Source organism: Streptomyces sp. NPDC042002 (genome assembly GCF_055588305.1).
The window spans coordinates 94,769-117,977 of the sequence record NZ_JBVJCT010000002.1; the positions used below are offsets into that span (position 1 = coordinate 94,769).

The 23,209-nt window shown below is 71.7% G+C and carries 22 protein-coding genes; 14 read left to right on the forward strand and 8 right to left on the reverse strand.

Going from position 1 to position 23,209, the window contains the following annotated elements; all coding sequences use genetic code 11:
- Nucleotides 1-45 precede the first annotated feature (45 nt).
- Entirely contained in the window at nucleotides 46-591 is a 546-nt protein-coding gene (locus ACZ6KY_RS03180) for a TetR/AcrR family transcriptional regulator (protein ID WP_469308958.1), read from the forward strand.
- 149 nt (nucleotides 592-740) lie between these two features.
- Here the strand turns inward: ACZ6KY_RS03180 and ACZ6KY_RS03185 are convergent, their stop codons facing one another.
- Nucleotides 741-1,673, reverse strand: a complete 933-nt coding sequence (locus ACZ6KY_RS03185; RefSeq protein ID WP_469308585.1) for a DeoR/GlpR family DNA-binding transcription regulator — start codon at nucleotides 1,671-1,673, stop codon at nucleotides 741-743.
- Nucleotides 1,674-1,876: 203 nt separating this feature from the next.
- The gene (locus ACZ6KY_RS03190) at nucleotides 1,877-3,325 is read right to left on the reverse strand and encodes an NAD(P)H-quinone dehydrogenase (protein WP_469308586.1); all 1,449 of its coding nucleotides are present in this window, start codon (nucleotides 3,323-3,325) and stop codon (nucleotides 1,877-1,879) included.
- A gap of 107 nt (nucleotides 3,326-3,432) precedes the next feature.
- Between ACZ6KY_RS03190 and ACZ6KY_RS03195 the strand changes: the two genes are divergently transcribed.
- The 4 genes from ACZ6KY_RS03195 to ACZ6KY_RS03210 all read left to right on the forward strand — a co-directional run bounded on the left by ACZ6KY_RS03195 (nucleotide 3,433) and on the right by ACZ6KY_RS03210 (nucleotide 8,116).
- Nucleotides 3,433-3,870: a gamma-glutamylcyclotransferase family protein gene (locus ACZ6KY_RS03195; protein ID WP_261709132.1), complete on the forward strand. Its 438-nt coding sequence runs from the start codon at nucleotides 3,433-3,435 to the stop codon at nucleotides 3,868-3,870.
- A 303-nt stretch (nucleotides 3,871-4,173) separates the two neighbouring features.
- Entirely contained in the window at nucleotides 4,174-4,998 is an 825-nt protein-coding gene (locus ACZ6KY_RS03200) for a purine-nucleoside phosphorylase (protein ID WP_469308587.1), read from the forward strand.
- A gap of 94 nt (nucleotides 4,999-5,092) precedes the next feature.
- Nucleotides 5,093-6,724, forward strand: a complete 1,632-nt coding sequence (locus ACZ6KY_RS03205) for a phospho-sugar mutase (RefSeq protein ID WP_469308588.1) — start codon at nucleotides 5,093-5,095, stop codon at nucleotides 6,722-6,724.
- Between the two features lie 171 nt (nucleotides 6,725-6,895).
- On the forward strand, nucleotides 6,896-8,116 hold the full coding sequence (locus tag ACZ6KY_RS03210) for a hypothetical protein (RefSeq protein ID WP_469308589.1): 1,221 nt from the start codon (nucleotides 6,896-6,898) through the stop codon (nucleotides 8,114-8,116).
- Between the two features lie 63 nt (nucleotides 8,117-8,179).
- Here ACZ6KY_RS03210 and ACZ6KY_RS03215 read toward each other — a convergent pair whose 3' ends face one another.
- Both ACZ6KY_RS03215 and ACZ6KY_RS03220 read right to left on the reverse strand, forming a co-directional pair.
- A complete protein-coding gene (locus tag ACZ6KY_RS03215) occupies nucleotides 8,180-9,862 on the reverse strand; it encodes a hypothetical protein (protein WP_469308590.1) in 1,683 nt (560 codons plus the stop codon).
- 116 nt (nucleotides 9,863-9,978) lie between these two features.
- Nucleotides 9,979-10,656, reverse strand: a complete 678-nt coding sequence (locus ACZ6KY_RS03220) for a PH domain-containing protein (RefSeq protein WP_469308591.1) — start codon at nucleotides 10,654-10,656, stop codon at nucleotides 9,979-9,981.
- A 516-nt stretch (nucleotides 10,657-11,172) separates the two neighbouring features.
- Between ACZ6KY_RS03220 and deoC the strand changes: the two genes are divergently transcribed.
- Genes deoC through ACZ6KY_RS03235 form a run of 3 tightly spaced genes read left to right on the forward strand, consistent with a single transcriptional unit; the run spans nucleotide 11,173 to nucleotide 14,538 of the window.
- Nucleotides 11,173-12,168 carry a deoxyribose-phosphate aldolase gene (gene deoC / locus ACZ6KY_RS03225; protein ID WP_469308959.1) on the forward strand — a complete coding sequence of 332 codons (996 nt, stop codon included), beginning with the start codon at nucleotides 11,173-11,175 and terminating at the stop codon, nucleotides 12,166-12,168.
- A 6-nt stretch (nucleotides 12,169-12,174) separates the two neighbouring features.
- Nucleotides 12,175-13,632 carry an aldehyde dehydrogenase family protein gene (locus tag ACZ6KY_RS03230; RefSeq protein WP_469308592.1) on the forward strand — a complete coding sequence of 486 codons (1,458 nt, stop codon included), beginning with the start codon at nucleotides 12,175-12,177 and terminating at the stop codon, nucleotides 13,630-13,632.
- Nucleotides 13,633-14,538 carry an aldehyde dehydrogenase family protein gene (locus ACZ6KY_RS03235; RefSeq protein ID WP_469308593.1) on the forward strand — a complete coding sequence of 302 codons (906 nt, stop codon included), beginning with the start codon at nucleotides 13,633-13,635 and terminating at the stop codon, nucleotides 14,536-14,538.
- A gap of 182 nt (nucleotides 14,539-14,720) precedes the next feature.
- Here the strand turns inward: ACZ6KY_RS03235 and ACZ6KY_RS03240 are convergent, their stop codons facing one another.
- Nucleotides 14,721-15,131: a hypothetical protein gene (locus ACZ6KY_RS03240; protein ID WP_469308594.1), complete on the reverse strand. Its 411-nt coding sequence runs from the start codon at nucleotides 15,129-15,131 to the stop codon at nucleotides 14,721-14,723.
- A 240-nt stretch (nucleotides 15,132-15,371) separates the two neighbouring features.
- On the opposite strand from ACZ6KY_RS03240, the gene ACZ6KY_RS03245 reads away from it, so the two are divergent.
- Nucleotides 15,372-16,010, forward strand: a complete 639-nt coding sequence (locus ACZ6KY_RS03245; RefSeq protein WP_469308595.1) for a uridine kinase family protein — start codon at nucleotides 15,372-15,374, stop codon at nucleotides 16,008-16,010.
- 286 nt (nucleotides 16,011-16,296) lie between these two features.
- On the opposite strand, the gene ACZ6KY_RS03250 is transcribed toward ACZ6KY_RS03245, so the two are convergent.
- Nucleotides 16,297-17,091, reverse strand: coding sequence for a SigE family RNA polymerase sigma factor (locus ACZ6KY_RS03250; RefSeq protein WP_469308596.1), 795 nt, complete (start codon nucleotides 17,089-17,091; stop codon nucleotides 16,297-16,299).
- 296 nt (nucleotides 17,092-17,387) lie between these two features.
- Between ACZ6KY_RS03250 and afsQ1 the strand changes: the two genes are divergently transcribed.
- The 5 genes from afsQ1 (at nucleotide 17,388) to ACZ6KY_RS03275 (ending at nucleotide 21,261) form a co-directional block, all read left to right on the forward strand.
- On the forward strand, nucleotides 17,388-18,065 hold the full coding sequence (gene afsQ1 / locus ACZ6KY_RS03255) for a two-component system response regulator AfsQ1 (RefSeq protein WP_355851816.1): 678 nt from the start codon (nucleotides 17,388-17,390) through the stop codon (nucleotides 18,063-18,065).
- Nucleotides 18,062-19,642: an ATP-binding protein gene (locus ACZ6KY_RS03260; protein ID WP_469308597.1), complete on the forward strand. Its 1,581-nt coding sequence runs from the start codon at nucleotides 18,062-18,064 to the stop codon at nucleotides 19,640-19,642. The genes afsQ1 and ACZ6KY_RS03260 overlap by 4 nt, the downstream gene beginning before the upstream one ends.
- Nucleotides 19,639-20,328 carry a hypothetical protein gene (locus tag ACZ6KY_RS03265; protein ID WP_469308598.1) on the forward strand — a complete coding sequence of 230 codons (690 nt, stop codon included), beginning with the start codon at nucleotides 19,639-19,641 and terminating at the stop codon, nucleotides 20,326-20,328. The genes ACZ6KY_RS03260 and ACZ6KY_RS03265 overlap by 4 nt, the downstream gene beginning before the upstream one ends.
- A 63-nt stretch (nucleotides 20,329-20,391) precedes the next feature.
- A complete protein-coding gene (locus ACZ6KY_RS03270) occupies nucleotides 20,392-20,943 on the forward strand; it encodes a VanZ family protein (protein WP_469308599.1) in 552 nt (183 codons plus the stop codon).
- A gap of 114 nt (nucleotides 20,944-21,057) precedes the next feature.
- The gene (locus ACZ6KY_RS03275; RefSeq protein ID WP_469308600.1) at nucleotides 21,058-21,261 is read left to right on the forward strand and encodes a PspC domain-containing protein; all 204 of its coding nucleotides are present in this window, start codon (nucleotides 21,058-21,060) and stop codon (nucleotides 21,259-21,261) included.
- A gap of 172 nt (nucleotides 21,262-21,433) precedes the next feature.
- Here the strand turns inward: ACZ6KY_RS03275 and ACZ6KY_RS03280 are convergent, their stop codons facing one another.
- Both ACZ6KY_RS03280 and ACZ6KY_RS03285 read right to left on the reverse strand, forming a co-directional pair.
- Complete coding sequence (locus ACZ6KY_RS03280; protein ID WP_469308601.1) at nucleotides 21,434-21,787, reverse strand: ATP-binding protein; 354 nt, start codon at nucleotides 21,785-21,787, stop codon at nucleotides 21,434-21,436.
- Nucleotides 21,788-21,930: 143 nt separating this feature from the next.
- The gene (locus ACZ6KY_RS03285; RefSeq protein WP_469308602.1) at nucleotides 21,931-23,085 is read right to left on the reverse strand and encodes an adenosine deaminase; all 1,155 of its coding nucleotides are present in this window, start codon (nucleotides 23,083-23,085) and stop codon (nucleotides 21,931-21,933) included.
- Nucleotides 23,086-23,209 lie beyond the last annotated feature (124 nt).

Here is a 23,209-nt window from a genome sequence, read left to right on the forward strand (position 1 = left end):
GCCGGTACGTCCGGGCCCGCTCCGAGTCCAAGAGCGCCGCGCGTCATGCGCGCGGACGCCCGGCGCAACTACGGGCGGCTGGTCGCCGAGGCGCGTTCCGCGTTCGCCGAGCACGGCACGGACGCGTCCCTGGAGGATGTGGCCCGGCGCGCGGGTGTCGGCATCGGCACGCTGTACCGGCACTTCCCGAATCGGCACGCCCTGATGAGCGCGGTCTTCGAGGAGGCCGTGAGTGATCTGCTGGCCCGCTCGCGTGAGCTGCTCGACGCCCCGCAGCCGTGCACCGCCCTGGTGGAGTGGCTGCGCGAGATCATCACGCACGCGGGTGAGTACCGAGGGCTCGCACGCGCCCTCATGTCGGCCTCGCGGGACGACGGTTCGCATCTCGCCCGGTGCAGCGGCCCGATGCGTGAGGCGGGCAGCGCCCTGCTGCTCCGCGCCCAGGAGTCGGGGGCCGTACGCCCCGACGTCTCGATCGGTGATCTCCTCCAGCTGACCAACGCCATCGCGCTGGCGGCGGAGGAAACCGCGGACGGCCCCGCGCTGGCCGACCGTCTGCTGAGCCTGACACTGCGCGGCCTGAAGCCGTGAGCCGAACGGACCCGACCGGACCGGATCCGAGCGGACCTGCATGAACCGGTACCGGATCCGAGCGAACCGACCTGAACCCGTACCGGACTTGACCTGACCTGAGAGGGAAACTCACCGCCGGCCCCACGGCCCTCCCTCCTCCACACCGCTCAGCGGCGTCGAAGGTCGGCCACCCGTGCCCTTTCGGCCGGGGGCTGGTCCCCCATCACCGTCGCGCTCCGTAGTTGTGGTCCCGAGCCCGGGACCACCTGGCCGCGCCGCGGGCCCGGGAGCGGTACGTCCCGGCGCGGCTGGCGGCCGGCCGGGAGTGGATCTCCTCCCGCGCCGCCCGATGCCGATGACCCGGCCACCGTGATCTGCACGCCCTGATCGGCCAGGGCCTGCAGTTCGGTGGCCGCGCGGTCGTCGTGGGCGGGCGGCTCGTCCGTGACCAGGCGGGTGATGAGGTCGGTCGGCACGGTCTGGAACATGGTGTCCGTCCCGAGCTTGGTGTGGTCGGCGAGGACCACGACCTCCGCGGCAGCCTGGACGAGAGCGCGGTCCACGGACGCCGAGAGCATGTTGGACGTGGAGAGTCCGCGCTCGGCGGTCAGACCGCTCCCGGAGAGGAACGCCCGGGAGACGCGCAGCCCCTGGAGGGACTGCTCCGCACCCGAGCCGACCAGCGCATAGTTGGAACCGCGCAGGGTGCCGCCGGTCATCACGACCTCCACACGGTTGGCATGGGCCAACGCCTGGGCCACCAGCAGGGAGTTGGTGACGACGGTCAGGCCGGGCACCCGCGCGAGCCGGCGGGCCAGCTCCTGCGTGGTGGTACCCGCCCCCACCACGATGGCCTCGCCTTCTTCGACGAGACCCGCGGCGAGATCGGCGATGGCCGTCTTCTCGGCGGTCGCGAGATGCGATTTCTGCGGAAAGCCGGACTCCCGCGTGAACCCGCCCGGCAATACCGCACCGCCGTGCCGGCGGTCGAGGAGTCCTTCTGCCTCCAGTGCGCGCACGTCCCGCCGTACGGTCACTTCGGAGGTCTGGACGACGCGGGCGAGCTCACGGAGCGACACGGCCCCATTCGCTCGCACCATTTCGAGGATCAATTGGCGACGTTCTGCAGCGAACACGAAACTGACAGTAACCCCAACGACCGTCTGCTTTCAGCAGTTTGCGCCGAATAACAGAAGTTGTTCGCATGACAGGACGCCGAGTGGTATACGTGCCTACTCGCGCCGCCTATGCCGTGCGCACGGTCACCAACTCCCCGTGACCAGCGGGGAGTCGCCCGGAGCCGTCAGCCCTCGCTCGTGGTCTTCCTGGTGTGCAACTGCCGTGCCACCTCGGCGATCGAGCCGGACAGGGACGGATAGACGGTGAACGCGTTCGCGATCTGTTCGACCGTCAGATTGTTGTCGACCGCGATCGAGATGGGGTGGATCAGCTCCGAGGCGTGCGGGGAGACGACCACACCGCCGACCACGATGCCGGTGCCGGGGCGGCAGAAGATCTTGACGAAGCCGTCGCGGATGCCCTGCATCTTGGCGCGCGGGTTGCGCAGCAGCGGCAGCTTCACGACCCGGGCGTCGATCTTGCCCGCGTCCACGTCCGCCTGGGAGTAGCCGACGGTGGCGATCTCGGGGTCGGTGAAGACGTTCGAGGAGACCGTCTTCAGGTTCAGCGGGGCCACCGCGTCGCCGAGGAAGTGGTACATGGCGATACGGCCCTGCATGGCGGCGACGGACGCGAGGGCGAAGACACCGGTCACGTCACCGGCCGCGTACACGCCCGGAGCGGTCGTGCGGGAGACCCTGTCCGTCCAGATGTGCCCGGAGTCGCGGACCCTGACACCGGCCTCCTCCAGACCCATCCCGCTGCTGTTCGGGATGGCGCCGACGGCCATCAGGCAGTGCGTGCCGCTGATGACCCGGCCGTCGGAGAGCGTGACCTCGACACGGTCGCCGACCCGTTTGGCGGACTCGGCGCGGGAGCGGGCCATGACGTTCATACCGCGGCGGCGGAAGACGTCCTCCAGGACGGCGGCGGCGTCCGGGTCCTCGCCCGGCAGCACGCGGTCGCGGCTGGAGACGAGCGTGACGCGGGAACCGAGTGCCTGATAGGCGCCGGCGAACTCGGCACCGGTGACACCGGAACCGACCACGATGAGCTCCTCGGGCAGCTCGTCGAGGTCGTAGACCTGGGTCCAGTTCAGGATGCGCTCGCCGTCGGGCTGCGCGTCGGGCAGCTCGCGCGGGTGCCCGCCGGTGGCGAGGAGCACGGCGTCGGCGGTGAGGATCTCCTCGGTGCCGTCCACGGCGCTCACGACGACCTTGCGGGAGCCGTCCAGGGACTGCATGCCCTCCAGCCGTCCGCGTCCGCGCAGGACACGGGCGCCGGCGCGGGTCACCGAGGCCGTGATGTCGTGCGACTGGGCGAGCGCGAGGCGCTTCACCCGGCGGTTGACCTTGCCGAGGTCGACCCCGACCACACGGGCGGCCTGCTCCAGGGGAGGAGTGTCGTCGGCGACGATGATCCCCAGCTCCTCGTAGGAGGAGTCGAAGGTCGTCATCACCTCGGCCGTGGCGATGAGAGTCTTCGACGGCACGCAGTCGGTGAGCACCGACGCCCCGCCCAGACCGTCGCAGTCGACGACGGTCACCTCCGCGCCGAGCTGCGCGGCTACCAGCGCCGCTTCATATCCGCCGGGTCCGCCACCGATGATCACGATCCGAGTCACGTACTCCATTGTCCCGCACGCTTCAAGGTGCTTCCGCCCAGGGGCCCCGAGTCCGCGGCATCCGAGCCACTTTGTTACGCGAGAGGCGTACGTGTCGCTGCCGTACCCTCGACCCCATGTCGCTCTACGCCGCGTACGCCGGCAATCTCGACCCGCGGCTCATGACGCGCCGCGCCCCGCATTCGCCGCTGCGCGCCACGGGCTGGCTGAACGGCTGGCGGCTGACCTTCGGTGGCGAGCACATGGGCTGGGAGGGCGCGCTCGCGACGATCGTCGAGGCGCCGCGGTCCCAGGTCTTCGTGGCGCTGTACGACATCGCACCGCTGGACGAGGACTCCATGGACCGCTGGGAGGGCGTCGGCCTCGACGTCTACCGCCGGATGCGTGTACGTGTGCACACACTGGAGGGTGAGGAAGCCGCGTGGGTTTACGTACTGAACGGGTACGAGGGGGGACTGCCCTCGGCGCGTTACCTGGGCGAGCTCGCCGATGCCGCCGAGTCCGCGGGGGCACCGCACGACTACGTCATGGAGCTCCGCAAGCGGCCCTGCTGAGGCCTTTCGCGGTGGACGCGCCCGGCCGCTCCGCGGCGGCGTCTTCGCCGCTCCGCGGCGTCTTTCCCGCCGACCCGCCCGACTCGCCCCGCCGTCAGGGCACCCCCGCCGCTCCGCGGCGCGCCTTTCCCACCCGCCCGCCCGCCTCGGCCGGTTCTCCGCCCGAGCCCCCGAGCGGCTGCTCAGACACCGCCCTCTCCCCCTCTTGTCGGAAACACTTGTCGGAAACGACAAGACAACGATCGCAAGACCGTGAGCTCCATCATCTACGCGCGTAGGCCCAGACCGGCTACCCTCTTGCGCGTGAACGCATCTCTTCTTCCGGACGACATCCAGGGCGACCCCCATGCCGCCGCTGACGCCGCCGCCACGCGCCTGCGCGAGCTCACGGGCGCCGAGACCCACGACGTCGCCCTCGTGATGGGCTCCGGCTGGGCTCCCGCCGTGGACGCCCTCGGCACCCCCGAGGCCGAGTTCCCGGTCACCGAGCTGCCCGGCTTCCCGCCGCCGGCGGTCGAGGGCCACGGCGGCACGATCCGCTCGTACCGGATCGGCGACAAGCGCGCCCTGGTCTTCCTCGGCCGCACCCACTACTACGAGGGCCGCGGGGTCGCCGCCGTCGCGCACGGCGTACGCACCGCCGTCGCCGCCGGCTGCAAGACCATCGTCCTCACCAACGGCTGCGGCGGCCTGCGCGAGGGCATGCGCCCCGGCCAGCCCGTGCTGATCAGCGACCACATCAACCTGACGGCCACCTCGCCGATCATCGGCGCGAACTTCGTCGACCTCACCGACCTGTACTCGCCGCGGCTGCGCGCGCTGTGCAAGGAGGTCGACCCCTCCCTGGAGGAGGGCGTCTACGCGCAGTTCCCCGGCCCGCACTACGAGACGCCCGCCGAGATCCGGATGGCCCGGGTCATCGGAGCCGACCTGGTGGGCATGTCGACGACGCTCGAAGCCATCGCGGCGCGCGAGGCGGGCGCCGAGGTGCTCGGCATCTCCCTCGTCACCAACCTCGCCGCCGGTATGACGGGCGAGCCCCTCAACCACGAGGAGGTCCTCCAGGCGGGCCGCGACTCGGCCGCGCGCATGGGGGAACTTCTGACCCAGGTACTGGATCGTCTGTAAGCGACGGAGTGTCGGCCCCGGCGCCGGGGGCGGAACGACCCGGGAGACACCCGGGGTACACGAAACCGTACGACCGAAGAGAGGTGCACCCGAGGTGCAGGACGAACTCATCGCGCGGGCCAAGGCGTGGCTGGCCGAGGACCCCGACGCGGAGACCCGTGACGAACTCGCCAAGCTCGTCGACGCCGAGGACGTCACCGAACTGGCCGCCCGCTTCAGCGGCACGCTCCAGTTCGGCACCGCGGGCCTGCGCGGTGAACTCGGCGCGGGACCGATGCGGATGAACCGCTCGGTGGTCATCCGGGCCGCGGCCGGACTCGCCGCGTACCTGCTGGCCAAGGGCGAGAGCGGCGGACTCGTCGTGATCGGCTACGACGCCCGCCACAAGTCCGCGGACTTCGCCCGGGACACCGCGGCCGTGATGACGGGCGCGGGCCTGCGCGCCGCCGTCCTGCCCCGGCCGCTGCCCACCCCCGTCCTCGCCTACGCCATACGGCACCTCGGCGCGGTCGCGGGCGTGGAGGTCACCGCCAGCCACAACCCGCCCCGCGACAACGGCTACAAGGTGTACCTGGGCGACGGTTCGCAGATCGTCCCGCCCGCGGACGCGGAGATCGCCGCCGAGATCGACGCGATCCGCGCGCTCGCCGACGTTCCCCGGCCCGACTCCGGCTGGGAGACCCTCGGCGAGGAGGTCCTGGACGCCTATCTGGCCCGTACGGACGCCGTCCTGGCCGAGGGCTCGCCGCGCACCGCCCGCACCGTCTACACGGCCATGCACGGCGTCGGCAAGGACGTGCTGCTCGCGGCCTTCGCCCGGGCCGGCTTCCCGGAGCCGGTGCTCGTCGCCGAACAGGCCGAGCCCGACCCGGACTTCCCGACCGTCGCGTTCCCCAACCCGGAGGAGCCCGGCGCGATGGACCTCGCCTTCGCGGCGGCCCGCGCGGCGGAACCCGACCTGATCATCGCCAACGACCCGGACGCCGACCGGTGCGCCGTGGCCGTGAGGTCCGGCGCCGACTGGCGGATGCTGCGCGGCGACGAGGTCGGCGCGCTGCTCGCCGAGCACCTGGTGCGGCGGGGCGCGCGCGGCGTCTTCGCCGAGTCGATCGTCTCCTCCTCGCTGCTCGGCCGGATCGCCGAGGGCGCGGGGCTTCCGTACGAGGAGACGCTCACCGGCTTCAAGTGGATCGCCCGCGTGGAGGGTCTGCGGTACGGCTACGAGGAGGCGCTCGGCTACTGCGTCGACCCCGACGGCGTACGGGACAAGGACGGCATCACCGCCGCCCTGCTCATCACGGAGCTGGCCTCCGAGCTCAAGGAGCGGGGCCGGACCCTGCTCGACCTCCTCGACGACATCGCCGTCGCCTACGGGCTGCACGCCACCGACCAGCTCTCGGTGCGGGTGGAGGACCTGTCGGTCATCGCGAACGCCATGCGCCGGCTGCGCGAGCGGCCGCCCACGGAGCTCGCGGGTCTGGCCATCACCAAGGCCGAGGACCTGACCAAGGGGACGGACCGGCTGCCGCCCACGGACGGTCTGCGCTACACCCTGGACGGCGCCCGGGTCATCGTCCGCCCGAGCGGCACCGAGCCCAAGCTGAAGTGCTACCTGGAGGTCGTGGTGCCCGTGGGCGGCCACGCCGATCTCCCGGCGGCCCACGCGAAGGCCGCCGAGCTGCTGACCGCGGTCAAGCGGGACCTGTCGGCCGCGGCCGGCATCTGAGCCCCGCCCCGGCGGGAGACGGCCCATGCCGTCTCCCGCCGGACCATCACACGCACATCCGCCCTCTTACGGGTGATTTCCGCACGGCAGTTGACGCAGCGCTCCGGTGCGCCACCGGGTGACCGAGGAACGGTAGGCGGTAGCGCACCGTCGAGTCCCAGGAGCTGCCGCGTGCCCTCGACCGATTCCCGGCCGGCGTCCGCCCCGCCCCACGGCGCCCCGGGCGGAAGCGGCCCCGGTGTCCCGGCCGCCCGGCGCGCGCCGGGCGCCCCCGGCCCCCTCGCCGCGGTCCACGCCTCCTTGCGGCACGCGGCCCCCGCCCTCCTCGCCTTCGCGGCCGTCCGCCTCACCGGCCTGATCACGCTCGCGCTCTGGGCGCACCGCAGACATCACGGCGTCTGGCCGATCCTCGCGGCGCAGTGGGACGCCGAGTGGTACCTCGGCATCGCCGACCACGGCTACGCGCACCACTTGGGCCACGCGTTCGACGCGAACAACCTGGCCTTCTTCCCGCTCTACCCGGTCCTGGTCAAGGCCGTCGCCGTCCTGACACCCGGTTCGCGCGCGACGACCGGGCTGGCGCTCGCGGTCGGGAGCTCGTTCCTCGCCGCCTGGGGCGTCCACGCGGTGGGCGGTCATCTGCACGGCCGCCGCGCCGGAGTGCTGCTGACCGTGCTGTGGGCGGCCCTGCCGGTGGGTCTGGTCGAGTGGATGGGCTACACGGAGTCGCTGTTCACGGCGTTCGCCGCGTGGGCGCTGTACGCGGTGCTCACCGGCCGCCCGCTGTGGGCGGCCTCGCTGGCGGCGCTGGCCGGACTGACCCGGCCCACCGGCGTCGCGGTGGCCGCCGCCGTCGCGGTGAGCGCGCTGCTGTCGCTGCGCCGGGGCTTCTCGGTCCGGGCGCTCGCGGCGTCCGCGCTGGCCCCGGCCGGCTGGCTCGCGTACGTCGGCTGGGTGGGCCTGCGGCTGGGCCGCTGGGACGGCTACTTCGCCGTACAGCGGCTGTGGCACAACGAGTGGGACGGCGGTGCGGAGACCGTGCGCCGGCTGCGGGAGGTACTGGCGCAGAACTCCTCGCCCGAACTGTTCCTGATCATGGTGACGGTGACCCTGCTGGCGGCGGTGGTGCTGTACGGGCTCTCCATGGCGGACCGCCAGCCGCTCCCCCTCCTGGTCTTCACCGGGATCCTGCTGCTGATCGTCCTGGGCAGCGGCGGCGTCTACTTCCCGCGCGCCCGCTTCCTGCTCCCCGGCTTCCCGCTCCTGCTCCCCGCCGCCCTGCACCTGGCCCGCGCCTCGCGCCGCTACCGGACGCTGTTCCTCACGGCCGCGGTGCTCGGCTCGGCGTACTGCGGCGCGTACATGGTCCTGGTGTGGCCGAGCGCGCCCTAGGAGCCCCTCACCGGCTGCCACCTCCCTGGAGCCGCGGCCCCGTCTCGCCCGACACGCCCCGGCTCACCAGTCCGGGAACCCCACCAGACCGACCAGCACGGCCGTCAGCCACGCCAGGACGAACGGCACCGCCAGCGGCCACAGGGGGCGGCCCCGCTCCCGCTCCTCGCTGTCGCCGGTGGGGCGCAGGGTGCGGTCGGTGTGCATGGCGGTCACCTCGGCGGCCAGGGCGTCGTACGGGTGGGTCACGCCGCGTACGCGCTGGAACCAGGCCCAGCGGGGCGCGGAGACCGCCCAGGACCCGTCGCCGCACCAGCGCAGCTTGAGCTCCAGGCCCTCCCGGCGGGCCGAGCGGATGTCGTCCCACGGGACGTGGGTGGTCCCGCGCAGACCGTTCAGCCAGAGCCCGGTGCGGTCGGCGGTGATACGCCAGCACAGCTTCACGGGGATGCGGAAGGCGCCGTACAGGCCCAAGACGAGAGCGCCGATCTGCTTCCAGAGGCCCCCGTCGGTGAACGCGGTCCAGCACAGCAGGAAACCCCACGGCACCATCAGGAAACCGGCCAGCCGGTCCACCGCGCCCGCGCGCCAGCGCCGTACCGGCGCGGTGTCCATCAGGCGGGCGGCCGCCACCAGGCCGTAGTGCTGTTCGTCGTCCGCCGCCTTGCGGGCCGCCGTTCGCTTCGCCTGCCTGAGCCGTCGCCGCACGGTGCTCTCCGGCACCGGGCGTACGGGCCCGGACGACCGTTCCGCGACGAGCGGACCGCCGGGCTTCGGCGCGGCACTGACGAGCACGACCTCGGCACCGTCGTACGGCGCCCCGTACAGGACGGCCTCCCGCAGCGGTCCAGGCAGGTCGGCGTAGAGCGGGTTCGTCTCCACCGGGCCCGCGATGTCCGCCACGTCCGCCACGACGTCCACCGCGCCGTCCGCTTCGTGGTCCTTGCCAAGGTCCAGCGGGACCACGCCGACGGTGAACAGCGGTCGCAGGCCCGCCACGTCGTCGGCGGCGAAGACCCCGGCGACGCCGCTCCGGGCCTCGCGCGTCAGGACGCGCAGGACGGGCGCGGGCGCGGCGCGCAGCGCGGCGGCCCGCCGTCCGCCCAGCACTCCGGAGAGCAGCGCGGTGACGCCCAGCCCGGCCACGAAGCAGCCGGCGCCGACCACCGTCCGGCGGTCCTCCGAGGAGCCCCACACACCGGCGGTCGCGATCAGCGGGACGCCCGCGAGGATCAGGACGGTCCCGAGCCCGGAGAGGAACCGGCCGCGCCGGACCGGCCGGTCCGCGTCCGGCAGAGGTGCCGTCACCCCTCCGGAGGCGACCAGTGCCGCGTCCCGCTGCCGGTCCCGCGCCCGCAGTCGCAGGCCGGAGACCGCCAGGGCGGTCGCGGTCAGCAGCAGTCCGCCCGCGACCACGGGGAGGACCGGCGCGGGGTGCAGGACCACGGCCGCCAGGGCCAGGGCCGGCGCCGACACCCGTACGATCTCGGGCCGCAACGGCAGCCATACGAGGTGGAGCCCGGCCACCGCCGCGAGGTACGGCGGCAGACCGGCCCAGGTCAGTCCCAGGGTGGCCGGCACGCCTGCCGCCAGCGCCAGCTCGAGGCCCCGCAGCCTGAGCCGCTGCACGGATGTCCAGCCCGGCGGCAGCACCCGCGTCCAGCGCTGGGCGTGCTCCGTGTTCCAGGGGAGGCAGCCGTCGGGTATCGCGGTGGCGGGCAGGGTCCGCCGGACGTCGGTGTTCATCGTTTCCCAGAGACTCGGACCACGGGGGCGGTGTTACGGCAGGCCCTCGGCTTCGGCTCCGGGTGGAGGAACGGCGGTCGCGGCCGAGGCGGGGCACGGCCCCGCGAAGGGGTTCGTCAGCCCGCGATCAGCAGGATGGCCAGAACCACGGCGCCCGCGAGGGCGGGGCCCAGCACCTCGTACGCCCAGCGCACCGTGACCTCGCCCTGGGCGCCGTCCGCGGTGGATCTGGCCTCGGCCAGCTCGCGCAGTTCGTCCACGATCCGGTCGGTCTCGGGGCGGGTCGGCGTGTCGGTGGCGGCGCCCCGGCCGAAGGCGGACGGACGGCCGAGCGACGACAGCCGGCCGTCACCTCCACGGCCTGCCGCACCGGCCACCGGCTGCCTGGCCGCCTTCTTGCGGGCGCGCAGCGAGACGGGCACCGCCCACAGCTGGTACTTCGTACCGGAGGTGTCGACGACCTCGTTCGAGTAGTGCGAGCGCAGCGAGGCGACCTTGCCCCAGGGGAGCACGATCACGCGAAGCGGGTTGCGCACCCGCAGCCGGTCCTCGTTCGCGTAGACCGCGGGGCGCAGGGTGAAGGCGGCCACGATCGGGACGCCGAGGATCAGCCCGGCGAGCGCCAGCCAGGGAGTGCGGCCGTGTCCGGAGATCAGCGCGTCGACGCCGAGCCAGCCCACGATGAACAGCAGAAGGACGCCGCCCGCGATACCGGCGGGCGACCGGTAGACCCGGTCCCTGGCCTCGGGTCGCGAGGCGTCCGGAAGGGGTGACTGGTGGTCGGGGGTGGTCATGGTCCCGATTGTGCACGACGTGCGCCACGCGCTTGAGCTCGGTGGGGTCTCACTACGGTCGCGAAAGTCCTCGCGACGGCCCCTTCCCCGGCATCATGACCGCGCCGGACGCGACGGCCCCAGGATCCGGCGGAAGGCGGGACATTCCACGTGGCTCGGCACGGGACAGGCGGCGGCGTGCCGCGGGGAGTCGCGCGGCACCCCGGGTTCGCGGATCGTCCGGTCCAGTTCGTCGGCCTGCCGGCGAGCACCTGACGGTCGATGCGCGGGTGCCCGTCCGGATCGACACCCAAGCCCCCGGCCCCGCACCCGGCGGGAGCCCCCGCCTGCCGGCCCGCCCTGCTTGCCGGGCTCGCCCCCGCACCCCCTCCCCGTCACCCACAGCCCGCCACCGGTTCCCCCACGTGAGCACAGTCGTCCTGCCACCCGAGCGCCCGTCCCGGCAGGCGAGAAATCCTTCGGTCATACCGTGGGCTGTACAGCCGCTACGCGCGTAGATATGCTCGTGTGGTGACCATGCCCACCTCTGCACCCTCCCCCAAGCTCTCGACTCCGCTCGAGCAGGGTGGTGCCCCCACCCACGCACTCGGCGACGTAACCGCGTCCGACAGCACCCTGCGCCGCTTCCTTCACGGGCTGCCCGGCGTCGACGCGGTCGGCCTGGAGGCGCGCGCCGCCTCGCTCGGCACCCGTTCCATCAAGACCACCGCGAAAGCGTACGCCATCGACCTCGCCATCTCGATGGTCGACCTGACGACGCTGGAAGGCGCGGACACCCCGGGCAAGGTCCGGGCGCTCGGCGCCAAGGCGGCCCTCCCGGACCCGACCGACCGCACCGCGCCCACCACCGCGGCGGTCTGTGTCTATCCCGACATGGTGGCCGTGGCCAAGGAGGCCGTCGCCGGCTCCGGGGTGAAGGTCGCCTCGGTCGCGACCGCCTTCCCCGCGGGCCGCGCCGCGCTCGGCGTGAAGCTGGCCGACGTGCGCGACGCGGTCGCCGCGGGCGCCGACGAGATCGACATGGTCATCGACCGCGGGGCGTTCCTCGCGGGCAACTACAAGAAGGTGTACGACGAGATCGTCGCCGTGAAGGAGGCCTCGGGCGCCGCCCGCCTGAAGGTCATCTTCGAGACCGGCGAGCTGTCGACGTACGACAACATCCGACGGGCGAGCTGGCTCGGCATGCTGGCCGGGGCCGACTTCATCAAGACCTCCACCGGCAAGGTGGCCGTGAACGCGACGCCCGCGAACACACTGCTGATGCTGGAGGCCGTCCGCGACTTCCGCGCCCAGACGGGGGTGCAGGTCGGCGTGAAGCCGGCCGGCGGCATCCGCACCACCAAGGACGCCATCAAGTTCCTGGTCGTGGTGAACGAGACGGCGGGTGAGGACTGGCTGGACAACCACTGGTTCCGCTTCGGCGCGTCCTCGCTCCTGAACGACCTGCTGATGCAGCGTCAGAAGCTGGCCACCGGCCGCTACTCCGGCCCCGACTACGTGACGGTGGACTGATCCATCATGGCTTCCGCATTCGAATACGCACCGGCGCCCGAGTCCCGCTCCGTCGTCGACATCGCGCCCTCCTACGGCCTGTTCATCGACGGTGAGTTCACCGAGGCCGCCGAAGGCAAGGTCTTCAAGACCGTCTCCCCCTCCACCGAGGAGGTCCTCTCCGAGATCGCCCAGGCGGGCGAGGCGGACGTCGACCGCGCGGTGAAGGCGGCCCGCAAGGCCTTCGTGAAGTGGTCCGCGCTGCCGGGCTCCGAGCGCGCCAAGTACCTGTTCCGCATCGCGCGGATCATCCAGGAGCGCAGCCGCGAGCTGGCCGTCCTGGAGACGCTGGACAACGGCAAGCCGATCAAGGAGACCCGGGACGCCGATCTCCCCCTGGTCGCCGCGCACTTCTTCTACTACGCGGGCTGGGCCGACAAGCTGGACCACGCGGGCTTCGGCGCGAACCCGCGCCCGCTGGGTGTCGCCGGCCAGGTCATCCCGTGGAACTTCCCGCTGCTGATGCTGGCGTGGAAGATCGCCCCGGCCCTCGCGACCGGCAACACGGTCGTCCTGAAGCCCGCCGAGACCACGCCCCTGTCGGCGCTGTTCTTCGCGGACATCTGCCGCCAGGCGGGCCTGCCCAGGGGCGTCGTCAACATCCTTCCCGGGTACGGCGACGCGGGCGCGGCCCTCGTCGAGCACCCGGACGTGGACAAGGTGGCCTTCACCGGCTCCACCGCCGTCGGCAAGACGATCGCCCGCCAGGTCGCGGGCTCGCACAAGAAGGTCACGCTCGAACTGGGCGGCAAGGGCGCGAACATCGTCTTCGACGACGCCCCGATCGACCAGGCCGTCGAGGGCATCGTCAGCGGCATCTTCTTCAACCAGGGCCAGGTCTGCTGCGCGGGTTCGCGTCTGCTGGTCCAGGAGTCGATCCACGACGAGCTGCTCGACTCGCTCAAGCGCCGTCTGTCGACCCTGCGCCTCGGCGACCCGCTCGACAAGAACACGGACATCGGCGCGATCAACTCCGCCGAGCAGCTCTCGCGCATCACCTCGCTCGTCGAGCAGGGCGAGGCCGAGGGTGCCGAGCGCTGGTCCCCGGCCTGTGAACTCCCGTCCTCCGGCTACTGGTTCGCCCCGACGCTCTTCACGAACGTCACGCAGGCGCACACCATCGCCCGTGACGAGATCTTCGGCCCGGTGCTGTCCGTCCTCACGTTCCGCACGCCGGACGAGGCGGTCGCCAAGGCCAACAACTCCCCGTACGGCCTCTCGGCGGGCATCTGGACCGAGAAGGGCTCCCGCATCCTCGCCGTCGCGAGCAAGCTCCGCGCGGGTGTCGTCTGGTCCAACACGTTCAACAAGTTCGACCCGACCTCGCCGTTCGGCGGGTACAAGGAGTCGGGCTTCGGCCGCGAGGGCGGTCGTCACGGCCTGGAGGCGTACCTCGCCCCGTCGAGCCCGGAGGGCGAGCGATAAATGAGTGCAGCCGAGAAGTCCGAGCAGCAGCGTCTGAGTGTCTTCAAGACCTACAAGCTGTACGTGGGCGGGAAGTTCCCGCGTTCCGAGAGCGGCCGGGTGTACGAGGTGACCGACTCAAAGGGCAAGTGGCTGGCGAACGCTCCGCAGTCGAGCCGCAAGGACGCCCGTGACGCGGTCGTCGCCGCGCGCAAGGCGTTCGGCGGCTGGTCCGGCGCGACGGCGTACAACCGCGGGCAGATCCTGTACCGCGTCGCCGAGATGCTGGAGGGCCGCAAGGAGCAGTTCGTCCGCGAAGTGGCCGAGGCGGAGGGCCTGTCGAAGGCGAAGGCGGCGGCCGTCGTCGACGCGGCGATCGACCGCTGGGTCTGGTACGCGGGCTGGACCGACAAGATCGCCCAGGTCGTGGGCGGCGGGAACCCGGTCGCGGGTCCGTACTTCAACCTGTCCTCCCCGGAGCCGACCGGTGTCGTCACGGTGCTCGCCCCGCAGGAGTCGTCGTTCCTCGGCCTGGTCTCGGTGATCGCCCCGGTGATCGCCACCGGCAACACGGCGATCGTGATCGCCAGCGAGAAGTCCCCGCTCCCGGCGCTGTCGCTGGGCGAGGTGCTGGCCACCTCCGACCTGCCGGGCGGAGTGGTCAACATCCTGTCCGGACGGACCGCGGAGATCGCGGCCCCGCTGGCCGCGCACCAGGACGTCAACGCGATCGACCTGGCCGGAGCGGACGACGTACTGGCCAAGGAGCTGGAGATCGCGGCCGCGGACAACCTGAAGCGCGTTCTTCGTCCACAGGCTGTGGATTACGCGCGGACCCCCGGGACCGAGCGTCTGACGGCCTTCCTGGAGACGAAGACGGTCTGGCACCCGACGGGCTCCCTGGGCGCCTCGGGCTCGTCCTACTGAGCCGTGTCCGCCCGCCCCGAAGCCGTGTCCGCCCGCCTCGCGGCGCGCTGACGCGCTGAGATGCCGGGGCCCCGATCCGTGTCCCCGGGGCTCCGCGCACGAGAGAGCCGCGCTTCCCCTCCGTCCAGGGGGAGCGCGGCTCTCTCATGCCCAGGTGCCGTCGACGGCCCGTGCGGGAGCTTCTAGTGCAGGAGCCCGGCCACCTGCCCCACCACCGGGATGCCGCCGATCGACTGCGCCTCCGCCACCGGCCCCGTCAGGGCCTTCGAGGACAGCGGTTTGAAGTCGGCGAGCTGGGTGCCCACGGCGTTGTCGAGCGGGTCCACGCCGGTGCCGGCCAGCGGGTTGGGCTTGAGTCCCTCGACGGGGCCCGTGACATGCCCCACGGTGCCGGTCAGGGCCTGGAGACCCGCCTGCGGGTCGACGTTGCCGAGCGAGGCGGGCCGGGTGTGCAGGGCGTCCACGACGGGGGCCGTGCTCGCGAAGGCCGCCGGGGAGGCCGCGGCCGCACCGGCAGCGGCCACACCGACCATTGCGGCGATCCGCGCGGTCGTACGGGCCAGGGTGTTCTGCTGGGCTGCGTGTCGCGCCATCAGGTTTTCCTCTTTGACTAGCGGAGAGCGGAAAGCGGAGAGCAATTGGAGCGACACGCAGAGTAGTTGACCCGGGCCGCGTCAGGGGCGGTCATGGCATCCGGTTCGCCCCTGCGGGTCAACAGGCATATCAGCGCCAGTCGGTCCGGGCGTCGGAGCCGGGTGCCGGAGCCAGGGATAATGGCCGGGAGCCGCGCCGACGCGCGGCGCCGCCGGACCTGTCACAGAAGGTACAGACCATTGGGTTCCCCTCCCCCGATACCCGCCCGCGTGGTGCTGCTCTGCGGCCCCTCCGGCTCCGGGAAGTCCCTTCTCGCCGCCGACTCCGGGCTCCCCGTGCTCCGCCTCGACGACTTCTACAAGGAGGGCACGGACCCGACGCTGCCCCAGGTCGAGGGCAGCGAGGACATCGACTGGGACCACCCGCTGTCGTGGGACGCGGACACCGCCGTCGCCGCGATCGGGGAACTGTGCCGTACGGGACGTACGACCATCCCCGTCTACGACATCTCACTGAGCGCCCGCACCGGGACCGAGGCCCTGGGCATCGGGCGGACACCGCTGTTCATCGCGGAGGGGATCTTCGCCGCCGAGATCGTCGAGCGCTGCCGCGAACTCGGCGTGCTCGCCGACGCGCTGTGCCTGTCCCGCGGCGCGGTCACCACGTTCCGGCGGCGCTTCGTGCGGGATCTGAAGGAGGGCCGCAAGTCGGTGCCCTTCCTGCTGCGGCGCGGCTGGCGGCTGATGCGTGCCGAGCGCTCGATCGTGGCCCGTCAGGCGGCGCTGGGCGCCCACCCCTGCGACCGGGACGAGGCACTCGGCCGGCTGACGGCCGCGGCGGCCGGACAACGGGTGTCCGCCCGCACGACAGCCGCGTAGCCGAGGCCCCGCACCGGGCGGACACCGCTCCGGCGCGCGAACCGACCGCCCAACTCCCTTCGGGACCGCGCCCGTCGGCTCCCGGGCAAGCGGGCAAGCGGGCAAGCGGGCAAACGAAAAGAGGTCCAGGCGAACCCCTGTCCGCCTGGACCTTCTTCCGTTTCCCCCGTGGTCCCCCGTGACACGGTTGTCTCCCCGTGACCCGTTTCCCCGTGACCCCGTTGTGCGCCGGCTCCCCCCGGAACCGACTCCCCGTCTTACCTGTTACCGCTCCCCCCCCAGACCTTCAGGCGACAAGCTCCCCGAAGGACTCCTCCTCGTCACGGCCGAAGCTGAGGACCTCGTCCTCGCGCATCCGGCGGAGCGACCGCCAGATGCTGGACTTCACCGTGCCGACACTGATGTCGAGGATCTCCGCGATCTCCGGGTCGGTGCGGCCCTCGTAGTAACGGAGGACCAGCATCGTGCGCTGGAGTTCGGGCAGCCGGGCCAGCGCCTGCCACAGGACCGCGCGCAGCTCGGTGCCGCGCATCGCGTCCGTGTCACCGGGCGTCTCCGGCAGTTCCTCGGTCGGGTACTCGTTCAGCTTGCGGCGGCGCCACGCGCTGATGTGCAGATTGGTCATGGTGCGGCGGAGGTAGCCCCCGACCGCGGCCTTGTCACTGATCCGGTCCCAGGCCCGGTACGTCGAGAACAGCGCGCTCTGCAGCAGGTCCTCGGCCTCGAAGCGGTCACCGGTCAGGTGATAGGCGGTTGCGTACAGGGAGGCGCGGCGCTCCTGGACGTAGGCGGTGAAAGCCGCTTCGGCCTCCACCGTCCCCGCCCCGGAGTGACGCTCCCCCGTGACCTCCCCGTACGCGGCTCCCCCGTGAGCCTTCCCCCCGGCCGTACCCACGGCGTCGGCCGCCGTGGTGTTCTCCCCCGTGCAGGCGTCAACCACCGTCATGTACGTGGTGTGCTGACGCCCGGCGCCGCGATCGCACCCCCGCCCGATCACGGCGCCGGACTTCTCCGTGGCCCTGTTGACGTCATGGAGCCGCGTGACTACTGCGCCAGTGTTGGTGCTGTGCAGCGTGTTCATCTCGCGCCCCCCGTCGTGGAGTCCCGGTTCTTCGGTTCGTTCCGTCGTGCGTCCTGCCTTGTGTCGAAAAGCTTGCCGGGCCCACTTCATGGCCGTGTCCGCCGACTGTCACAGACCTGTCACAGGGGCCGTTCCCGGGCGCGGCACAGCGCGATCACAGAGAAGAGCGGTACGACTACGCAGATGGCCACTTGAGCCCCGGCCGCAGCCCGCGAGGGCGTTCGTTGCGTGCGGGAGACGAGTGGGAGCGCTCCAACGGTCGATACCCGAGCATGACATGGGCCAGAATGACGTCCGTGCCTTCCCTGTTGCTGATCGAGGACGACGACGCCATCCGTACGGCCCTGGAGCTCTCTTTGACGCGCCAGGGACACCGCGTGGCCACCGCTGCCACCGGCGAGGACGGTCTGAAGCTGTTGCGCGAGCAGCGGCCGGACCTGATCGTGCTGGATGTGATGCTGCCCGGCATCGACGGATTCGAGGTGTGCCGGCGCATCCGGCGCACCGACCAGCTGCCGATCATTCTGCTGACGGCCCGGAGCGACGACATCGACGTCGTGGTCGGCCTTGAGTCCGGCGCGGACGACTATGTCGTCAAGCCGGTGCAGGGCCGGGTGCTCGACGCCCGGATCCGTGCCGTGCTGCGCCGCGGCGAGCGGGAGGCCAACGACTCGGCGGCGTTCGGCTCGCTGGTCATCGACCGTGCCGCGATGACGGTCACCAAGAACGGCGAGGATCTGCAACTGACGCCCACCGAGCTGCGGTTGCTCCTGGAGCTGAGCCGCCGGCCCGGACAGGCCCTGTCCCGGCAGCAGTTGCTGCGTCTGGTGTGGGAGCACGACTACCTGGGCGACTCGCGCCTGGTCGACGCCTGTGTGCAGCGGCTGCGTGCCAAGGTGGAGGACGTGCCGTCCTCGCCGACCCTGATCCGTACCGTGCGCGGCGTCGGCTATCGGCTGGACAATCCTCAGTGACCAAACCGCAGGACAAGCTCCGCGGCTGGGCCGCGGCGCGCAAGGCGTTGCTGTCCGTGCGCTTCACCAGTCTGCGGCTGCGCCTGGTCGTGGTGTTCGGGCTCGTCGCGCTCACCGCCGCCGTGTCCGCGTCGGGCATCGCGTACTGGCTCAACCGCGAGGCCGTGCTGACGCGCACCCAGGACGCGGTGCTGCGCGACTTCCAGCAGGAGATGCGCAACCACGCGAGCATGCTGCCGGTGCACCCCGCGCAGGACGAACTCCAGCGCACGGCCGGGCAGATGGCGAACAGCAGCCAGCGTTTCAGTGTGCTGCTGACCGCCGAGGACGTGAACGGCAAGACCATCACCGGCAACTCCGAGCTGGACACCTTCACGCTGGAGGACGTACCCAAGTCCCTCCAGAAGGCGGTGAACAAGCAGCAGCCGCTGACCTCGACCAACACGTCGGCGTACCACCTGTACTGGCAGCGGATCACCGAACACGACAAGCCGTATCTCGTGGGCGGCGCGCGGGTGATCGACGGCAGCACGACCGGCTACATGCTCAAGTCCCTGGAGCCGGAGGCCAAGGATCTCAACTCCCTCGCCTGGTCACTGGGGATCGCGACGGGGCTCGCGCTGATCGGTTCGGCGCTGCTCGCGCAGGCCGCGGCGACCACGGTCCTCAAGCCGGTCCACCGGCTGGGCATCGCGGCCCGCCGGCTCGGCGAGGGCAAGCTGGACACCCGGCTGCGGGTGTCCGGAACGGACGAACTCGCCGATCTGTCACGGACGTTCAACCGGACGGCGGAGGCCCTGGAGAAACGGGTCGCGGACATGAGCGCGCGGGACGAGGCGTCGCGGCGCTTCGTCGCCGACATGTCCCACGAACTCCGTACGCCGCTCACCGCGATCACCGCCGTCACCGAGATCCTCGAAGAGGAACTGGACGCGGAGACCGGCAGCGTCGACCCGATGATCGAGCCGGCCGTACGGCTGGTGGTCAGCGAGACGCGGCGCCTGGGCGACCTGGTGGAGAACCTGATGGAGGTGACCCGCTTCGACGCGGGCACCGCCCGGCTCATCCTCGACGACGTGGACATCGCCGACCAGATCACCGCGTGCATCGACGCGCGCGCCTGGCTGGACGCCGTCGACCTGGACGCCGAGCGCGGCATGACGACCCGGCTCGACCCGCGCCGTCTCGACGTGATCCTCGCGAACCTGATCGGCAACGCGCTCAAGCACGGCGGTTCGCCGGTCCGGGTGTCGGTGCGGCTGGAGGGCGAGGAGCTGGTCATCGAGGTGCAGGACCACGGCCCCGGTATCCCCGAGGACGTCCTGCCGCACGTCTTCGACCGTTTCTACAAGGCCAGCGCGTCCCGCCCGCGTTCCGAGGGCAGCGGCCTCGGCCTCTCCATCGCCCTGGAGAACGCGCACATCCACGGTGGCGAGATCATCGCGGCGAACGCGCCCAAGGGCGGGGCGGTCTTCACACTGCGCCTGCCCCAGGACGCCTCGGAACTGCTCGCCGACGACCCGCAGGGCCGAAACGGCCCTCCGCGCGGGAACGGCACGGAAGGCACCGCCGGATGACCACCACCCACCCCACCGGCCCCGTGGTCACCCCGATCCCGCGGACCACGGACTCCGTACGGCCAGGACGCCCGTTCCGGCTGCCGAGGGTGCGGCCCTGGCTGGCCGTTCCGCTGCTCGCCGTGCTGCTCACGGGGTGCGGTATCCGCTCCACGCAGGTGCCGACCGACTTCGGTCCGGCGCCCTCGCGGGTGCCGTGTGCCCTCTCCGGCCCCGACATCTCCACCCAGGCCTCGCACGGGGTGCCGGTCCAGGTCTTCCTGCTCTGCTCGGCGCAGCTGGTGACCGTCGACCGGTCGGTGCGGATCCCGGACGGTACGGCGGAGGCCGCGCGCCGGGTCCTGGTGGCCCAGGCGCTGCTGGACGAGCTCGCGGAGGCACCCTCGACGCCCGAGGAGCAGGCCGGATACACGACGGACGTACGCGGCGGCATGACGGTCGGCGGGCCCCACGGCGGGGACCCCGAGGACACGCTCCGGCTGAGCACCTCGCCGGAGGACCTCACCTCGACGGCCCTCGCCCAGATCGTCTGCACCTTCTCGGACTCGGCCGCCGCGCGGGACGACGGCAGCGTCGTCCTGGGCGGTCCCGCCCCCTCTCCCCTGCGCAGTTACGAGTGCACCCCCGAGGTGCGCGCCGCCCCGGGCGACGAGTCCCCGGCGTCGACGGCGGTCCAGGGTTCATGACGTGACGGGGGCGAAAACCCCCGCCACGGAACCGATCGTGCCGGACCCCGCGTCTTGGGGGGCGTGCAGCGTCAAGGTTCAGACGGCGACAGCGCCGTCACCCGCGTCCGTGTGGCAGGAGGTGTCCTCCTTGTCGCACACCTGGCGCTCGTCGCCTGGATCACGCTGCGCCCGCTGGACGTCCCCTGGGTGAGCGCCGCCAATCTGCGGCCCTTCGCGGGTATCAGAGCCGACCTCGCGCTGGGCCCCGCGGTGGCGGCCCGCCGGATCGCCGCGGGCCTCGGCCTGCTCGCCCCGCTGGGCGTCCTGCTCCCGATGGCGGGGGGCAGGCTCGCCGTCTCCCCCCTCGGCTCCCTCCTGCGGACGACCGCCGCCGGGGTGCTGCTGTCGCTGGGCATAGAGCTGCTCCAGACCGGTGTCCCGGGCCAGGTCGTGGACATCGACTCGATCATGCTGAACACGCTCGGCGTGGCCCTCGCGCACCTCGCGATCGTGCCCGCCGCCAGGGCCCGGTTCCGCCGCTGGGCGGAGACGCGGCGCCGCGCGGCCGTCCTTCGGGAGGACCCCGCTCAGGGTCGGACCCCGACGATTCCCAGGGTCGGGATCGCTCCGTAGAGCGAGGCTTCGCCCGCTTCGTCCCCGTAACGTTGAAGACATCGGTGAAAGCACCGATGAGGACGACGAAACCGGCCCCGCCGGCACTCGACGACGGTTCGCGAAGGAGCCACCATGACCGCCCTTGCCCGCCCCACGAACGGCCGCATGATCGGCGGAGTCTGTGCTGCGCTGGCACGGCGCTTCGGCACCTCCGCGACGACGATGCGTGTCGTCTTCGTCCTGTCCTGCCTGCTTCCCGGCCCGCAGTTCCTGCTCTACATAGTGCTGTGGATCCTCTTCCCCTCCGAGGACGACGCCTCCCGCACCGCCTGGTGATCCGGGCACGTACCCGGCGGACACACGGCGAACGCCGGTGGGGCGCGCCCGACGAGGGTGCGCCCCACCGGCGTTCGTACAGCCGGAGTGCGTTCGTTCCGTGCAGCCGGAAGTCCCCGGGCTCGGACAGGCGGGGGACCTCCGTGCGACGGAGAGCCGAGGGCGGAGAGCGTCAGCCCAGCGGAATCCCGTTCACGGGCAGACCGTGCGTGGGCAGCCCCTGCACCGGCATCCCTCCGAGCAGTCCGGTCACGGGCGCGGCCGACCTGTCGGCGAGCAGACGCGCGGCGGCGGGCTGCGCGGCGGCCATGCCGGTACCGACGGCGCTCTGGCTCTGGGCGAGCGCCTGACCGGCGGCGGGCAGCGCCGAGGTGACGTTCTCGGCGGGCAGCGTCCTGGTGACGGTGTCCAGGGCCGAGGAGGCGTCCGGCACGGCCGGGGCGGCGTTCGCGGCGCCCGCGCCGACAGCGGCGAAAGCGGCGCCGAGAGCGGCGACACCGAGGGTCTTGGCAGCAGACTGCTTCATCGTGAGTGCGTCCTTGGGATGGGTGAGACGGGGATGTGAGCGGTCCAAAACCGTAAACACGCGAACCCGCCCTCCGCAAACATCGAAAAGCGGCCAAGTCATGGAGAAGAAGTGAAGACCCGGCCGATTTCCACCCACCCCGATCAGGCCTGATCTCCTACAGAACCGCTGGTGGAAGCGGTCTGCCGGAACAGCCACTCGGATTTCAGTTCTGCATATCCGGGCTTGATCACGTCATTGATCATGGCCAGTCGTTCATCGAAAGGAATGAATGCTGACTTCATAGCATTGACCGAGAACCACTGCATGTCGTCGAGCGAATAACCGAACGCTTCGACAAGGTGCTCGAATTCCCGGCTCATGCTCGTACCCGACATCAGGCGATTGTCGGTATTGACCGTGGCGCGGAAATGCAGTCGGCGCAGCAGCCCGATGGGGTGGGCCGCGTACGAGTCGGCGGCACCGGTCTGGAGATTGGAACTGGGGCACAGCTCCAGCGGGATGCGCTTGTCCCGGACGTACGACGCGAGCCGCCCGAGCCGCACCGAGCCGTCCTCGTTCACCTGGATGTCGTCGATGATGCGGACGCCGTGCCCGAGCCGGTCGGCGCCGCACCACTGGAGGGCCTGCCAGATGGACGGCAGACCGAAGGCCTCGCCGGCGTGGATCGTGAAGTGGTTGTTCTCGCGCTTGAGGTATTCGAAGGCGTCGAGATGCCGGGTGGGCGGGAAGCCGGCCTCGGCGCCCGCGATGTCGAAGCCGACGACACCCAAGTCGCGGTAGCGGTTCGCGAGTTCGGCGATCTCCAGGGCGCGGGCCGCGTGCCGCATCGCGGTGAGCAGGGCGCCGACGCGGATGCGGTGGCCGTTCTCCCGGGCCAGCCGTTCCCCTTCCCGGAAGCCCTCGTTGACCGCCTCGACGACCTCTTCGAGGCTGAGGCCGCCCTCCAGATGCTGTTCGGGCGCGTACCGCACCTCGGCGTAGACGACCCCGTCCTCGGCGAGGTCCTCGGCGCACTCGGCGGCGACCCGCACCAGGGCCTCGCGGGTCTGCATGACGGCGCAGGTGTGGGCGAAGGTCTCCAGGTACCGCTCCAGCGAACCGGAGTCGGCGGCCTCACGGAACCAGAGCCCGAGCTTGCCGGGATCGGTCTCGGGGAGGTCGGCGTATCCCGTCTCCCGGGCGAGTTCGACGATCGTGCCGGGGCGCAGTCCCCCGTCGAGGTGATCGTGCAGCAGGACCTTGGGCGCCCGGCGGATCTGCTCCGAGCTCGGGGTGTTCCGGATCTGGCTCGTCATTTCCGCACTCTAGCCCCTACGCGCGTAGATCTCCTGTTGTACGAATCCGTCGATACGTAACGGTGACCGCGCGGACGGGTGGCGTACACCCTTGCTTCTGACACTGTTCTGTCGTGACTCCTCC

Excerpts from the sequence above, each read along its gene's own strand:
- ACZ6KY_RS03220 (WP_469308591.1), bottom strand. The coding sequence starts at position 10,656 with ATGACCACCCCCGACCACCAGTCACCCCTTCCGGACGCCTCGCGACCC.
- ACZ6KY_RS03280 (WP_469308601.1), bottom strand. The coding sequence starts at position 21,787 with ATGAAGCAGTCTGCTGCCAAGACCCTCGGTGTCGCCGCTCTCGGCGCC.
- ACZ6KY_RS03285 (WP_469308602.1), bottom strand. The coding sequence starts at position 23,085 with ATGACGAGCCAGATCCGGAACACCCCGAGCTCGGAGCAGATCCGCCGG.
- ACZ6KY_RS03195 (WP_261709132.1), top strand. The coding sequence starts at position 3,433 with ATGTCGCTCTACGCCGCGTACGCCGGCAATCTCGACCCGCGGCTCATG.
- ACZ6KY_RS03235 (WP_469308593.1), top strand. The coding sequence starts at position 13,633 with ATGAGTGCAGCCGAGAAGTCCGAGCAGCAGCGTCTGAGTGTCTTCAAG.
- ACZ6KY_RS03180 (WP_469308958.1), top strand. The coding sequence starts at position 46 with ATGCGCGCGGACGCCCGGCGCAACTACGGGCGGCTGGTCGCCGAGGCG.
- ACZ6KY_RS03185 (WP_469308585.1), bottom strand. The coding sequence starts at position 1,673 with ATGGTGCGAGCGAATGGGGCCGTGTCGCTCCGTGAGCTCGCCCGCGTC.
- ACZ6KY_RS03265 (WP_469308598.1), top strand. The coding sequence starts at position 19,639 with ATGACCACCACCCACCCCACCGGCCCCGTGGTCACCCCGATCCCGCGG.
- ACZ6KY_RS03190 (WP_469308586.1), bottom strand. The coding sequence starts at position 3,325 with ATGGAGTACGTGACTCGGATCGTGATCATCGGTGGCGGACCCGGCGGA.
- ACZ6KY_RS03250 (WP_469308596.1), bottom strand. The coding sequence starts at position 17,091 with ATGAACACGCTGCACAGCACCAACACTGGCGCAGTAGTCACGCGGCTC.
- ACZ6KY_RS03275 (WP_469308600.1), top strand. The coding sequence starts at position 21,058 with ATGACCGCCCTTGCCCGCCCCACGAACGGCCGCATGATCGGCGGAGTC.
- ACZ6KY_RS03230 (WP_469308592.1), top strand. The coding sequence starts at position 12,175 with ATGGCTTCCGCATTCGAATACGCACCGGCGCCCGAGTCCCGCTCCGTC.
- deoC (WP_469308959.1), top strand. The coding sequence starts at position 11,173 with ATGCCCACCTCTGCACCCTCCCCCAAGCTCTCGACTCCGCTCGAGCAG.
- ACZ6KY_RS03215 (WP_469308590.1), bottom strand. The coding sequence starts at position 9,862 with ATGAACACCGACGTCCGGCGGACCCTGCCCGCCACCGCGATACCCGAC.
- ACZ6KY_RS03240 (WP_469308594.1), bottom strand. The coding sequence starts at position 15,131 with ATGGCGCGACACGCAGCCCAGCAGAACACCCTGGCCCGTACGACCGCG.